The organism is Streptomyces sp. NPDC021115 (genome assembly GCF_044333065.1).
Lineage (GTDB): Bacteria > Actinomycetota > Actinomycetes > Streptomycetales > Streptomycetaceae > Streptomyces.
Genome location: NZ_JBIRQF010000002.1, coordinates 536,543 through 549,490 on the forward strand (window position 1 = coordinate 536,543; position 12,948 = coordinate 549,490).

Annotated in this window: 12 protein-coding genes; 10 read left to right on the forward strand and 2 right to left on the reverse strand. The window is 72.9% G+C overall.

From position 1 onward, the window contains the following. The 9 genes from ACH4TL_RS08005 to ACH4TL_RS08045 all read left to right on the forward strand — a co-directional run bounded on the left by ACH4TL_RS08005 (window position 1) and on the right by ACH4TL_RS08045 (window position 9,926). Window positions 1–1,383, forward strand: a complete 1,383-nt coding sequence (locus ACH4TL_RS08005; RefSeq protein WP_398310201.1) for an aldehyde dehydrogenase family protein — start codon at window positions 1–3, stop codon at window positions 1,381–1,383. A gap of 1 nt (window position 1,384) precedes the next feature. Next, a complete protein-coding gene (locus ACH4TL_RS08010) occupies window positions 1,385–2,173 on the forward strand; it encodes a 3-oxoacyl-ACP reductase (protein ID WP_398310199.1) in 789 nt (262 codons plus the stop codon). Between the two features lie 405 nt (window positions 2,174–2,578). Further along, window positions 2,579–3,247 carry a GTP cyclohydrolase II gene (gene ribA, locus ACH4TL_RS08015; RefSeq protein ID WP_398310196.1) on the forward strand — a complete coding sequence of 223 codons (669 nt, stop codon included), beginning with the start codon at window positions 2,579–2,581 and terminating at the stop codon, window positions 3,245–3,247. Beyond that, on the forward strand, window positions 3,244–4,932 hold the full coding sequence (locus tag ACH4TL_RS08020; RefSeq protein WP_398310193.1) for a WD40 repeat domain-containing protein: 1,689 nt from the start codon (window positions 3,244–3,246) through the stop codon (window positions 4,930–4,932). Before ribA ends, ACH4TL_RS08020 begins: the two co-directional genes overlap by 4 nt. Window positions 4,933–5,057: 125 nt before the next feature. Next, complete coding sequence (locus tag ACH4TL_RS08025; protein WP_398310190.1) at window positions 5,058–5,789, forward strand: class I SAM-dependent methyltransferase; 732 nt, start codon at window positions 5,058–5,060, stop codon at window positions 5,787–5,789. 37 nt (window positions 5,790–5,826) lie between these two features. Then, window positions 5,827–6,831 carry a formylglycine-generating enzyme family protein gene (locus ACH4TL_RS08030; protein WP_398310187.1) on the forward strand — a complete coding sequence of 335 codons (1,005 nt, stop codon included), beginning with the start codon at window positions 5,827–5,829 and terminating at the stop codon, window positions 6,829–6,831. Window positions 6,832–6,896: 65 nt separating this feature from the next. Beyond that, window positions 6,897–7,970 (forward strand): bifunctional diaminohydroxyphosphoribosylaminopyrimidine deaminase/5-amino-6-(5-phosphoribosylamino)uracil reductase RibD, encoded by a 1,074-nt coding sequence (gene ribD / locus ACH4TL_RS08035; protein WP_398311551.1) that lies wholly within the window; start codon window positions 6,897–6,899, stop codon window positions 7,968–7,970. Further along, window positions 7,967–9,208 (forward strand): flavodoxin family protein, encoded by a 1,242-nt coding sequence (locus ACH4TL_RS08040; protein ID WP_398310184.1) that lies wholly within the window; start codon window positions 7,967–7,969, stop codon window positions 9,206–9,208. The genes ribD and ACH4TL_RS08040 overlap by 4 nt, the downstream gene beginning before the upstream one ends. Then, window positions 9,189–9,926: a class I SAM-dependent methyltransferase gene (locus tag ACH4TL_RS08045; protein ID WP_398310181.1), complete on the forward strand. Its 738-nt coding sequence runs from the start codon at window positions 9,189–9,191 to the stop codon at window positions 9,924–9,926. Before ACH4TL_RS08040 ends, ACH4TL_RS08045 begins: the two co-directional genes overlap by 20 nt. Before the next feature lie 99 nt (window positions 9,927–10,025). Here the strand turns inward: ACH4TL_RS08045 and ACH4TL_RS08050 are convergent, their stop codons facing one another. Together ACH4TL_RS08050 and ACH4TL_RS08055 are read right to left on the reverse strand one after the other, a co-directional pair. Next, the gene (locus ACH4TL_RS08050) at window positions 10,026–10,628 is read right to left on the reverse strand and encodes an NAD(P)H-dependent oxidoreductase (protein ID WP_398310178.1); all 603 of its coding nucleotides are present in this window, start codon (window positions 10,626–10,628) and stop codon (window positions 10,026–10,028) included. Between the two features lie 68 nt (window positions 10,629–10,696). Next, window positions 10,697–12,172, reverse strand: coding sequence for an MFS transporter (locus tag ACH4TL_RS08055; protein ID WP_398310175.1), 1,476 nt, complete (start codon window positions 12,170–12,172; stop codon window positions 10,697–10,699). A 68-nt stretch (window positions 12,173–12,240) separates the two neighbouring features. Here ACH4TL_RS08055 and ACH4TL_RS08060 point away from each other — a divergent pair, with 68 nt between their 5' ends. Continuing rightward, a complete protein-coding gene (locus ACH4TL_RS08060) occupies window positions 12,241–12,909 on the forward strand; it encodes a TetR/AcrR family transcriptional regulator (protein ID WP_398310172.1) in 669 nt (222 codons plus the stop codon). The last annotated feature ends 39 nt before the right edge of the window (window positions 12,910–12,948 follow it).

Here is a 12,948-nt window from a genome sequence, read left to right on the forward strand (position 1 = left end):
GTGAGCACCGAACACCCCCACGAGCACCACATCCTCAACCCGGCCACCGAGGAGGTCATCACAGTCGTCCCGGCCGCCACCCCCGGCGACGTGGACGCCGCGGTCGCCCGCGCCGCCACCGCCCAGCGCGGCTGGGCCGCCCTCGCCCCCGCCGACCGGGCCCGGCTGCTGCGCCGCTTCGCCGCCACCGTGGACGACCACATCGAGGAACTTGCCGCGCTGGAGGTCCGCGAGGCGGGCCACCCCATCGGCAACGCCCGCTGGGAGGCGGGCAACGTCCGCGATCTGCTGGAGTACGCGGCCGGGGGAGTGGAGCGGCTGAGCGGCGCCCAGATCCCGGTGGCGGGCGGCCTGAACATCACCTTCCACGAACCGCTCGGCGTGGTCGCCGTCATCGCGCCGTGGAACTTCCCGATGCCCATCGCGGGCTGGGGCACCGCCCCCGCCCTCGCCGCGGGCAACGCGGTCCTCCTCAAGCCCGCCGAGACCACCCCGCTGACCGCCCTCCGGCTCGCCGAACTCGCCCTCGCCGCCGGGCTGCCCGAGGGGCTGTTCCAGGTGCTGCCCGGCGCCGGTCCGGTGGCCGGGGCCGCGCTGGTCGAACACCCGGGCATCGCCAAGGTCGTCTTCACCGGGTCGACGGCCGTCGGCAAGGAGATCATGGCGAAGTGCGCGGCGGGCGTGAAGCGCGTGACGCTCGAACTCGGCGGCAAGAGCCCCAACATCGTCTTCGCCGACGCCGACATCGAGGCGGCGGCGAGCGCCGCGCCCGGCTCGTTCCTCGACAACACCGGCCAGGACTGCTGCGCCCGCAGCCGGATCCTGGTGCAGCGCGGCGTCTACGACCGGTTCATGGAGCTGCTGGAGCCCGCCGTGACGTCCTTCGTGGTCGGCGACCCGGCCGACCCCGCCACCGCCATGGGCCCGCTGATCTCGGCCGCGCAGCGCGAGCGCGTACGGTCCTACGTCCCCGAGGACGCGCCCGCCGCCATCCGCGGCGAGGCCCCCGGCGGCAAGGGCTTCTGGTACCCGGCGACCGTGCTGGAGGGCGGCGCGCCCGGTGACCGCACCGCCGTGGAGGAGATCTTCGGACCCGTCGCCGTCGTCCTCCCCTTCGAGGACGAGGCCGACGCCGTACGGCTGGCCAACGCCACCGAGTACGGCCTCTCCGGCTCGATCTGGACCCGCGACGTGGGCCGCGCGGTGCGCGTCTCGCGCGCCGTCGCCGCCGGGAACCTGTCCGTCAACTCGCACAGCAGCGTGCGCTACGCGACCCCGTTCGGCGGCTACAAGCAGTCCGGGCTCGGCCGGGAGCTGGGGCCCGACGCCCTGACCGCCTTCACCGAGACCAAGAACGTGTTCATCAGCACCGAGGAGCAGTGACGTGAGCGAGACCGAAACCCCCGTGTGCCGCCGCCTGGTGGGCCGTACCGCCGTCATCACCGGAGCGGGCAGCGGCATCGGCCTGGCCACCGCGCGCCGCTTCGCCTCCGAGGGCGCGCGCGTTGTGTGCGCCGACATCGACGCGGCCGCGGGCAAGGCCGCCGCCGACGAGGTCGGCGGACTCTACGTCCAGGTGGACGTCACCGATCAGGAGCAGGTCGAGGCGCTTTTCAAGACCGCGTACGACACCTACGGCTCGGTCGACGTGGCGTTCAACAACGCGGGCATCTCGCCGCCCGACGACGACTCGATCCTCACCACCGGGCTCGACGCCTGGAAGCGGGTCCAGGAGGTCAACCTCACCTCCGTCTATCTGTGCTGCAAGGCCGCGCTGCCCTATATGCGGCGGCAGGGCCGGGGCTCCATCATCAACACCGCGTCGTTCGTGGCCGTCATGGGCGCCGCGACCTCGCAGATCAGCTACACCGCCTCCAAGGGCGGCGTGCTGGCGATGTCGCGCGAGCTGGGCGTGCAGTTCGCGCGCGAGGGCATCCGGGTCAACGCGCTGTGCCCGGGGCCGGTCAACACCCCGCTGCTGAAGGAACTGTTCGCCAAGGACCCGGAGCGGGCGGCGCGGCGGCTGGTGCACGTGCCGGTGGGGCGGTTCGCCGAACCGGAGGAGATCGCGTCCGCGGTCGCCTTCCTGGCCAGCGACGATTCCTCGTTCATCAACGCGGCCGAGTTCCTGGTGGACGGCGGCATCGCGGGGGCGTACGTCACGCCCCTCTGATCTCCGGTCACGTCTCTCGTCACATCCCTGATCACGTCTCCGGGCGGCCGCGTCATCGCCGCCCGGCCATCCCCCGGCAACCGGCGCGCCAGATAGCCTGGCCGACCGGTTGCCTTTTTTCTGCCCGGAATATGCCCGAGGCAAGAAAACGGCAACGAGGCGGGCGCTTTCGGGCGCCGTCGGCCCCGTGCGCCCCCGGCCGCCCGGGGCCTGGGGAAATCTCCTTCGAACGGCCTTCTGACACGGGGGATTCGGCCGCCGGTATTCGGTGGCAGGCGCAAAGCGTTTCGGTCTCCGTATCGGTGCGTCCCGTGTCGTGCGCGGCAGTTTCCGTTGTGCATGCTGAGCACTGCGTGGCGCTGCCTGAACCCATGGTGGTGCCGTTTCCACGGGAGGGACGAAGCCTTGTCCATCACGTCAAGCGGTGAGAACTCGCCTGAGAAATTCGATCCATCAGTGTCAGCGGCGGTGATCCGGGCCCGGGTCGAGGTCCCGGTGTGTTTGGCCAACGGCGAATGGCACACCGCAGAAACGATCACATTCTCCGGACTCGGCGACGGGCAGGAGCACATCGCGGTGTCCTTCGCTCCCAGGGCGGAGGTCCCGCTGGTGAGGCTCCATTCGGAGTGCCTGACGGGTGATGTCTTCGGCTCCGGCCGCTGTGACTGCGGGCCCCAGCTCGCCGAGTCGCTGCAACTGGCCGCCGAGTCGGGGGGCATCCTGCTCTACCTCCGTCAGGAAGGGCGTGGCATCGGTCTCTACAACAAGCTCGACGCCTACCGGCTCCAGGACGAGCTGGGTCTCGACACGTTCGCGGCCAATCGCGAACTGAACTTCTCGGACGACGCACGCGATTACCGCGCCGCCGTACAAATGCTCCACACCCTGGGTGCTACCCGGATCCGGCTGCGTACCAACAATCCCGACAAGGCGCGGCAGCTGACCGCACACGGGATCAACATCGAGGAAGTCATCCCGACCGGGATATTCAAGACGGAACGCAATCACGGATATTTGCGCGCCAAAGTCGAACACAGCGGGCACACCATCGCCCTCGTAGGGGAGTCCATATGATCCAGCATCGAGGTCCGATCAGCGGTATCGCCGCCTGGCAGGCCGAGTACGTGGCCACCGCCGGATACGACAACCAGGTCATCTGCTGGGACCAGAGCACCGGCCGGGCCCTGGCCAGGGCCTTCCACGACCACCTGGCCAACCAGTGCGTGTTCTCGCCGGACGGCCGCTATCTGCTCACCTCGTCGAGCGACTACACGGCCCGGCTGTGGACCGTGCCGGACCTGCGCCTGCTGGCCGTCTTCTCCGACCAGGAGGACGACGTGGAGATGTCGGTGTTCCACCCCTCCAAGGAACTGGTGGCCACCGCGTCCCGCGATCACCGGGTGCGGGTGTACGACTTCGCCGGTCGCCTCGCCGCCACCTTCACCGGTCACACCGCGGACGTCATCTCCGTCGAATGGGCGCGTGACGCCGATGAGCTGATCTCATCCAGCGATGACGGCACCATCAAGCGCTGGTCGCTGGAGACCGGCGGGATGACCGCCGACCTGGACATGGACGGGGTGGAGACCGACACCATCGCCATCTCCTCCGACGGGGTCATCTTCGCGGGCAACGACGACGGCCAGATCATCGTCGTGGGACCGGAGGAGCGGACCGTGCTGCCCGCCCACGACGCGGGCATCAAGCGCCTGGTGCTGGACGACGCCCGCGGCCTGCTGGTGAGCCTCAGCTACGACCGCACCATGCTGCTGTGGAACGTCTCCTCCGGCCTTCCCGAGCTGCTCGACACCACGGCGCTGCCCGACGACGTATGGCCGCGCTCCTGCGCGTTCGCCGGGGGCTCGCGACTGGTCTTCGCCACCTTCGGGGCGCGGTACCGCGGGTACGACTACGAGGCGCGGGCCTGGGACACCGACGTGGTCCCGCCCACCGGCGGCGTCAACGCCGTCCTGCCCACGGCGGACGGCACCGCGCTCACGGTCGGCGACGCGGGGATGGTGCGCGAGGACGGAGAGCTGGTGGCCGAGACGGGCAGCCTCTGCAACTTCCTCACCCCGCTGGGCGGTCTGGTCCTCTCCGGGGGGCAGCTCGGGAAGGTGTTCGACGCCTTGACGGGGCGTGTGCTGTACCAGCACCGGTCCCCGCTGAACTGCGGGGTCGCCTTCGAGCGCGAGGGCGAGCGGTACGCGGTCGTGGGGTCGTACACGGGCGAGGGCCTGCTGCTGAAGCTCCACGGCGACGGCGGAGTCGAACATGTCATGGACCTGCCACTACACACCAACGCTGTCAAGGGAATCGCGGTGTCCGGGGACTACCTCTTCTCCGTCGCCGCCGATGCCTCCGCCACCTGGTACCGCATCTCCACCCTGGAGCGGGCCGCCACCGTCGACGATCTGCACGAGAAGATCGCCAACGGCTGTGCGGGGCTGGGCGACGGGTGGTTCGCCAGCGTCAGCCGCGACCTGAAGCTGCGCATCTGGGACCCGGAGCTGCGCGCGGAGACCCTGCCGACGCCGCACACCCACTCCATCAAGTGCGTGGCCGCCTCCGATGACGGCCGGGTGGTGGCCACCGGCAGTTACAACGGTCTGGTCGCGCTGTACGACCGGGTGGACCGCAGCTGGCGGGAGAAGGCCAAGCCCACCACGGCCGGGATCTCCTCCCTCGCGTACGACGCGGTGAACAAGGCGTTCGTCGCCTCGTCCTACGACGGCCAGGTGTACACGATCGGCGTCTGAACCGCGGACGTTCCTAGGCGTGCCGGGGAAGCGCGGGCCCGTCCCGCCTTCCCCGGCCCCATGCCCGCGGCCCCACGCGGGACCTCAAAGCCAGTGGCTCTTCCAGGACAGGACTTGGCACCACGATGGACAGGTACGAGATAGCCGACGCGTACACGATCGCCCCCGCACAGGCGCCGCCGCCCGACCGGTCGGCCTACCACGCCGTGCTCCACTCCGACTTCGAGGACCACTACGCCGACGGACGCGACGTGTGGACCACCGAGCGCGCCATGCGGGAGACGCCGCTGCTGCTGATGCGCGCGCTCGGCGGGACCGCGTCCGGCGATGTCCGCGAGGTTCGCGACGTTCTTCATGTGCTCGACATCGGCACCGGACACGGCCGCGACGCCGCCATCCTGCTCGACCACGGGCACCGGGTCACCGGGATCGACATCGTCACCTCCCCCGAGTGGCCGGCCGTCTGCGCGGGCCGGGCCGACCGGGCACGCTTCCTCACCACCTCGGTGACGGAACTGGAGGGCGAGGCGGAGTACGACGCCGTCCTGGACAACGGCTGCCTGCATCACCAGCACCCCGACGACCTCCCCGCCTATCTGGGGCGGATCCGCGCCCTGCTGCGGCCGGGCGGGCTGTACACCGTCTCCGTGTTCCAGTCGGCGGGCGAGCGGGGACGGCTCTTCGTCAACGAGGGCAGCCGCCTCTACCAGGAGTTCACCACCGCCGAACTGACCGACCTCGTCACCGCACACGGCTTCGCACCGGTCACCTCGCACCTGGTGCCGCGCACGACGCCCGGCCTCAACTACCTGGTGGGCACGTTCCGCGGCACGGACCCCGGCCAGGTGCCGTGCTGACCGCAGGCCCTTCCCCGCTCACGGACCGGAGGCTCTCGTGACCACCAGCCCGCCCCCCACCGCTTCGTCCGCGGTCCTCGCCAACCCCAACACCCTGTCCGACCGGGCGGCCATGGGCCTGCCCGACACCTTCGCGGCCCGCCTCGGCCCCTGGCCGCTGAGCGACCACCGCGATCTGCTCGCCGCCCCCGCCGACCTGCTCGTCGCGGTCGCGGAGGACCCGTCCCGGTCCTTCCTCCGGCGGTACGCCGCCGGGACCGTCCTGGGGCTCATCGGCGACCCGCGCATCCGCCCCGACGATCCGCCCATGGCCGACATCCCGGCGGCCCGCGCCCGGCTCGGGCTGGCACCGGAGCTGGTGGCGGACGTCACCGGCCGCTGGCGCCACGCGGGGGTGCAGGAGGACTGGATCGCCAAGGAGTGCCCCGTCCACGAGACGGACCTGGCGGCCTTCCGCATCGCGCTCCACCCCGTCACCAACCATGAGTACCGCCGTTTTCTCGAAGACACCGGCAGCACCGTGCTGCCCACGTCGTGGCGGTTCGGCAGCTACCCGGAACCGCTCGGCAACCACCCGGTGTGGACCGTGCCCGCCGAGGCCGCCGACGCCTACGCGGCCTGGCTCGCGCACCGCACGGGCCGGGCGTTCCGGCTGCCGACGGAGGCCGAGTGGGAGTACGCGGCCGCCGGTCCCGCGGGTTACGAGTTCCCGTGGGGCGACGAGTTCACCGCCGACCGGGCCAACACCGTCGAGCACGGCCCGCTGACCACCACCCCCATCGGGGTGCACCCGGCCGGCCGCTCGCCGTTCGGCCTGCACGACATGGCGGGCAACGTCGAGGAGTTCACCGCCGACGACTACCGCCCGTATCCGGGAGGCGCCGCCGTCGACGACGACCTGGCGCTCAGCCGCGGCACCTACCGCATCGCCCGCGGCGGCAGCTTCACCCGCTTCGGCGATCTCGCCCGCTGCCGCAGGCGGCACGGATGGTACGAGCGCGACATCTACGCCATGGGCTTCCGGCTCGCGGAGACGCCGTGACGGCCGGGGACGCGGTGACGGCCGGGGACGTCACGGCGCGCGTCTCGCCCGCCGAGGAGACCGCCATGCGCCGGGCCGTCGATCTCGCCGCCGTCGCCCTGGGCCGCACCAGCCCCAACCCCGTCGTCGGCTGCGTCGTCCTCGACCCGGCCGGACACCCGGTCGGCGAGGGCTTCCACCGCGGCGCCGGACAGCCGCACGCGGAGGTCGAGGCGCTCACCGCCGCGGGCCCGCGGGCGCGGGGCGCCACCGCCGTGGTCACCCTGGAGCCCTGTGCGCACCAGGGACGTACCGGGCCGTGCGCCGAAGCCCTGCTGACCGCGGGGGTCGCCCGGGTCCTGTACGCGGTGCCCGATCCGACCCCCGGGGCCGCGGGCGGCGCGCGGCGGCTGCGCGAGGCCGGGGTGGAGGTCGTGCCCGGCGTGCTGCGCGCGGACGCCGAACGCGTCAACGAGCTGTGGCTCACCGCGGTCCGCCGCGACCGGCCCTGTGTCACCTGGAAGTTCGGCGGCACGCTCGACGGCAGATCGGCGGCGCCGGACGGAACGTCCCGGTGGATCACCGGGCAGCCCGCGCGGGAGGACGTGCACGCCCTGCGCGCCGCGCATGACGCGGTTCTGGTGGGTTCCGGGACGCTGCGCGCCGACGATCCCCATCTGGGGCTGCGCCACGCGGTGCGGGGCGACCCGCCGCTGCGGGTGGTGCTGGACCGTACGGGCACCATCCGGCCCGGCGCGCGCGTGCTGGACGACGCGGCGCCCACCCTCGTGGTCGTCGGCCACGGCACACCGCACCCCCGACTGCCGGACCCCCACGAGGTGCTGGAGGTGCCCGCCACCGGTGACGGGCTCGACATCGCGGCGCTGACCGGCGAGCTGTACCGGCGCGGTCTGCGCTCGCTGCTCCTGGAGGGCGGGGCCGGGCTGGCGGCGGCCTTCGCCGCGCGGGGCCTGCTCGACCGGGTGGTCGCCTACGTGGCACCCGTGCTGCTCGGCTCCGGAGGCCGCCCGGTGCTCGACGGCTTCGGGGCGCGGACGCTGGGCGAGGGCCTGCGGCTGCATCTGGACGACGTATCCCGCATGGGCGACGACGTACGGCTCGTGCTGCGGGCCGAACCGCTGCCCGGGGAGGCGGGATGAGCCCCCGGGTCGCGGTCATCCACCACAGCAGGCGCGGCACCATGCGCACCCTCGCCACCCTGGCCGCCGAGGGGGCCAGGGCCGGGGGCGCGGCGGTGCGGCTGCTGCGGGTGGCGGAGGACGACCCGGCTGCCGCGGCGTGGCCGGAGCGCGTCGCGGAACCGGAGGACGTGCTGTGGGCGGACGGCCTGGTGCTGGCCACCCCGACGTACTTCGGAAACGTCTCGGCCGCCTTCAAACGGTTCCTGGAGACCACCAGCCCGCTGTGGCGCCAGGGGCTGCTGGCCGACCGCATCGTGACCGGCATGACCTCCTCCACCTGCACCCACGCGGGCCGTGAGGCGACGCTGCTGGCACTCCACCAGACCGCCTTTCACTGGGGTTCCTGGGTGCTCGGCGCGGACCCGGCCGACCCGGTCTTCGGGCCCGCGGGCGGGAATCCGTACGGCGTGTCCGCGGACAGCCGCCCGGAGGCCGCGGGCGCCGAAGTGCGCGACGCGGCCCGGAACCTGGGCCGCCGGGTGGCCGACCTCACTGCCCGGGCGGGCCCGCACCCCGCACGCCCGCTCCGCTCAGCCGTACCCGGTCCGGTGAAGGTGACCGTGGTGCACTGCGCGGACGACGGCCGCACGCGGCTGATGGCGCGGCAGTGCGCGGCCGGTGCCCGCTCCGTGGGCGCGCGGGTGCGGCTGCGGCGGGTCGGGGACCCGGGCCGCCACCCGGAACCCGTGGCCGCCACCGCCACGCGGGAGGACGTGGCCTGGGCGGACGCGGTGGTCTTCGGCGCCCCGGCCCGGCTGGGCTGCATGTCCGCGCGTCTGCTGGACTTCGTCCAGTCGCTGGCGTCCGACGGAGGGCGGGGGCCGTTGTGGGGCAAGCCCGCGAGCGGGTTCGTCACGACCGCGCTCACCCACGCGGGCAGCGAGTCTGCCCTGCTCGCCTTCCACCACCTGCTGCTGAACAGCGGTGCGGTGGCGGTCCCGCCGGGCTTCACCGACCAGGCCGTCTTCGAGGCGGGCGGGAACCCGTACGGCGCCTGCGACGTGCGGAGCGCGAGCGCGGCACCGACCGGCGCGGCCCTGGCGGCCGTCGCGTACCAGGGGCGGCGCACGGCGATGGCGGGCGACCTGCTGCGCCGCCCGGCCACGACCCCTCATCCCGGCCCGGGACAGTGGGCCGGGAGCAACGAGAACACCGGAAACCCGGGAGGACTGCGCGATGACCACGCTGCAATATGACGAGATCGGTGAGGAGTACGAGGGCGTCAAATCGCTGCCGATGGCGCGGTACCCGGAGCGGGCCAGCTTCCTCGGGATGCTCGGTGACATCAGGGGCAGGTCCGTGCTCGACCTGGCCTGCGGTACGGGCTTCTACACCCGGCAGCTCAAGCGGCTCGGCGCCGCGGAGGCTCTGGGGGTCGACATCTCCGGGGAGATGGTGGCCGCCGCCCGCGGCATCGAGGAGCGCGGCCCGCTGGGAGCGCGCTACGAGGTGTGCGACGTCACCGAACTGCCGCCCCCCGAGCGGCCCTTCGACCTCGTCACGGCCGTCTATCTGCTCAACTACGCCCAGGACGCGGCCGCGATGGAGCGGATGTGCCGCGGCGCGCACCGGAGCCTGGCGCCCGGCGGCCACTTCTACGCGCTCACCCAGGACCCGGACTTCCGCTTCGACGGACCGCCCACCGACAAGTACGGCTTCCGGTACCGGGCGGAGGGAGAGAACGCGAGCGGGCCCCTCATGCGCATCACGGCACTCGTCGACCCGCCGGTCGAGTTCGTCGCGGGCTGTCCGCCCCACGAGGTCTACGAGCGCGCGCTGCGGGCGGCCGGATTCGGCCCGGTGGAGTGGGTGCCGCTGACGGTGCCCGAGGAGGGCGAAGCGGCCCTGGGGACGGCGTTCTGGACGGACTTCCTGGCCAACCCGCCGCTGACCATGCTGCGCTGCCGCGCCTGACGGGCCATCGGGCCACCCGCCTGACAGGGAGGCCCTTGGGAAACACGCCCGCGCCCCGCCGCTGCGAGCGGCGGGGCGCGGGCACGTGGGGTCCGCGGGTCACAGCCAGGGCAGGAAGTCCTCCCCGGGCCGCCGCGGGGACGAGGCGGCCCGGGCCGCCGTCTCGGTCTGCCGGATGTGGAGTAACAGCCGCATGGCCACGGTGGGGTCGGCGATGAACACCCGGCCGCCGGGCTCCTCCCGCAGGAGCAGCCCGGCGTGCCGGACGATGGTGCGCGGCCCCACGCTCCGGCACGCCGAGCCGAGCAGCAACTGCTCGACGTCGGTGAACGCGGCCGGATCGGGGGCGTCTTCCGCGGTCGTGGTCAGCACGGCCGCCGGCTTGCCCGCCATCGGGGATCCGGCCCTGGGCCATACGAGCCAGTTCAGGGCGTTGAGCAGGGCCCCGGGCGGCATGGCCGACTCCTCCGGTACGGCGAGCACCAGCGCGTCAGCGGCGGCCGCCCGGGCGCGCAGGGCCCGGACTTCGGCGGGCAGCGCGTCCCTGGGGTGGTCGTCGTGCGGCGGCAGCCCGTCCCGGACCGGGCACACATCCCATCGCAGGCCGCCGCAGTCGGGCCCCGCGAGCGCTCGCAGCAGCGGCTCCCCGAACGGGTCCGTCTCCGTTCCCGCGCAGAGCCCCAGCAGGTGAATGAGGTTCACGGTCGCCTCCTGGTCTTCCCTGTTATGTCTTCCCCGTTGTGCCGTCCTACGAGGGCGCCGGGAGCCCTTCAGGCGGACCCGGCCGGGGCGGGTGCGGCCCGGAGCCGTCGGGACAGGAGCATGCCGAGCAGCGAGAGGGCGGCGGTGAGCCCGAAGAGGCCGAACAGCGCCCCACGGGTGCCGACGTCGTAGTGCTGCGCGATGGCGATGGCCGCCCCGCCGAGCCCCGCGATCACACCGGTGGCGAGGGTCTGGGCGAGCTGTAGCGCGCCACTGATCTCGCCCTGCCGCTCGGCCGGTGCCTGCTCCATGGTTTCGGTGGTGGAGGCGTTGAACGCGATGCCCATGCCGATGCCGCCGATTCCCCATCCCACGATGGCGAGCCAGCCTGGGATCGAGGCGGTGAGGATGACCAGCGCGATGACCGCCACACCGGCCAGCAGGACGGCGAACCCGAGCGCGACGCCACCGGTGCGGCTGCCCTGCCCCTTGCCGTCCCGCTTCGCCTGAAGCGCGGAACCCAGCACCCAGGTGATCGCGCCCGCGGACAGCCCCAGGCCCGCCGTGGCGGAGCTCATGCCGTGCAGATCCTGGAGGCCGAGCGGCAGGAATGCCTCGCTGCCGAAGTACGCGCCGCACAGCAGGCCGCGGATGACGGTGCCCGCGCCGAGCCCGGCGCGTGCGGTCAGGGTGCCCTCCGGGGTCACCTGGCGCAGCGCGGGCAGTGCGACGGCCACGCCGAGCAGGGAGAGCGGGACGAGCAGGGCCAGGTTCTCCAGCAGGAGCGCCTGGAGCAGCAGACCGGTGCCCGCGGTCAGCAGGACGGCACCGGCCAGCGGCCCCTTCCACCACGGCAGGGCGGGGGCGGTGTCCGCGGCCGTGTCGCCGTCCCCGGTGCGGTTAAGGCGGCGCAGGCCGGGGAGGGTCAGCAGCGCGGCGGCGGCGATGATCGGCAGCATGAGCAGGAACACCGCGCGCCAAGTGGTGTGGTCCGCGAGCGTGCCGGTGATGACCGGGCCGATGAGCGACGGGATGGTCCACGCGGAGGAGAGCAGCGCGAACATGCGGGCCCGCAGGTGCGCGGGATAGGCGAGCCCGATGACCGTGTACGCCATCGCCATGACGGCGCCGACACCGAGCCCCTGGGCGAACCGGCCGAGCAGGAACAGCGGCCAGGAGGTGGCCGACCCCGCCACCGCGCAGCCCACGGCGAAGACGAGCATGCCGCTCGCCGCGGGCCGCCAGGGGCCTCGCCGGTCGGCGGAGCGGCCCGCCAGGACGGTGCCGATGATGTTGGCCAGCATGAGCGCGGACAGGCCCCAGCCGTAGGCCCCGAGGCCGTCCAGTTTCCGGGCGATGCCCGGCAGCACCGTGGCCACGCCGAGCGATTCGAAGGCGACCATGCTGACCGAGAGGATCACACCGAGCGTCAGGGCCCGGTACGGACCCGCGAAGACGCTCTCCGCGGGCCGGGGTTCCGCCGTGCCCGGTGGCGCGAGGGGCTCTTCGGTGGCGTCCGTCGTCTTGTCGGCCTGCTGGCCCATGTCCTCACTCCTCGCCGCGATTTACATTCCGTTCCGGAACGGAAGTGAACCATATCTATACTGCTGCCATGGCGAAACCCCCCGAGGCACCGGCCCCCGCCGAGGAGTCGGTCAGCAGTCAGCGTTCCGGCAGGCCGCGCGACGCCCGTATCGACACGGCCGTGCCCGGCGCGGTCATGGAGATCCTGGACGAGGTGGGCTACGGGAACCTGACCCTGGAAGCGGTCGCCGCCCGTGCCGGTACGAGCAAGCCCGCCCTGCGCCGCCGATGGCGGTCCCGTCAGCACCTCGTGGTGGACGCGCTCGCCGCGCACATCGGCACCGAACCCACCCCCGACACCGGCTGTACGCACTGCGACCTCATCGCCGGGGTGAGTACGCTCGGGCACGCGGCCACCACCGCCGCGATGGGGCGGCGCGTACTCCCGGCCCTGGTGGCCGACATCGCCGGGGACCCGGAGCTGGAGGCGGCCTTCCTGGAGAGGTTCTTCTCCCCCCGCCGCGCGTCGACGGCCGAGGCCCTGAGGCGCGGGGTCAGGCGGGGCGACATCCGGGCCGACGCCGATATCGATTTGCTGTTGGACATGCTTGCGTCGACCACGTATTACCGGATGCTCTTCGGCCATCTGCCCGTCACGGCAACGCTTGCCGAAGACGTGGTCGAAGTGGTCCTCGCCGGGGTAGCGACTGATCAGTGGCACATCCGGCACGGGCACAGAGGGAGGCTCCGTACATGATCGAGCACGGGAGCGCGCCCGGGCGTCCTGACTGCGAGG

Bases quoted from the DNA above. Each gene is read 5' to 3' on its own strand.
- ACH4TL_RS08045 (WP_398310181.1), top strand. From the start codon at position 9,189: ATGACCACGCTGCAATATGACGAGATCGGTGAGGAGTACGAGGGCGTC.
- ACH4TL_RS08025 (WP_398310190.1), top strand. From the start codon at position 5,058: ATGGACAGGTACGAGATAGCCGACGCGTACACGATCGCCCCCGCACAG.
- ACH4TL_RS08020 (WP_398310193.1), top strand. From the start codon at position 3,244: ATGATCCAGCATCGAGGTCCGATCAGCGGTATCGCCGCCTGGCAGGCC.
- ACH4TL_RS08040 (WP_398310184.1), top strand. From the start codon at position 7,967: ATGAGCCCCCGGGTCGCGGTCATCCACCACAGCAGGCGCGGCACCATG.
- ACH4TL_RS08060 (WP_398310172.1), top strand. From the start codon at position 12,241: ATGGCGAAACCCCCCGAGGCACCGGCCCCCGCCGAGGAGTCGGTCAGC.
- ribD (WP_398311551.1), top strand. From the start codon at position 6,897: ATGCGCCGGGCCGTCGATCTCGCCGCCGTCGCCCTGGGCCGCACCAGC.
- ACH4TL_RS08055 (WP_398310175.1), bottom strand. From the start codon at position 12,172: ATGGGCCAGCAGGCCGACAAGACGACGGACGCCACCGAAGAGCCCCTC.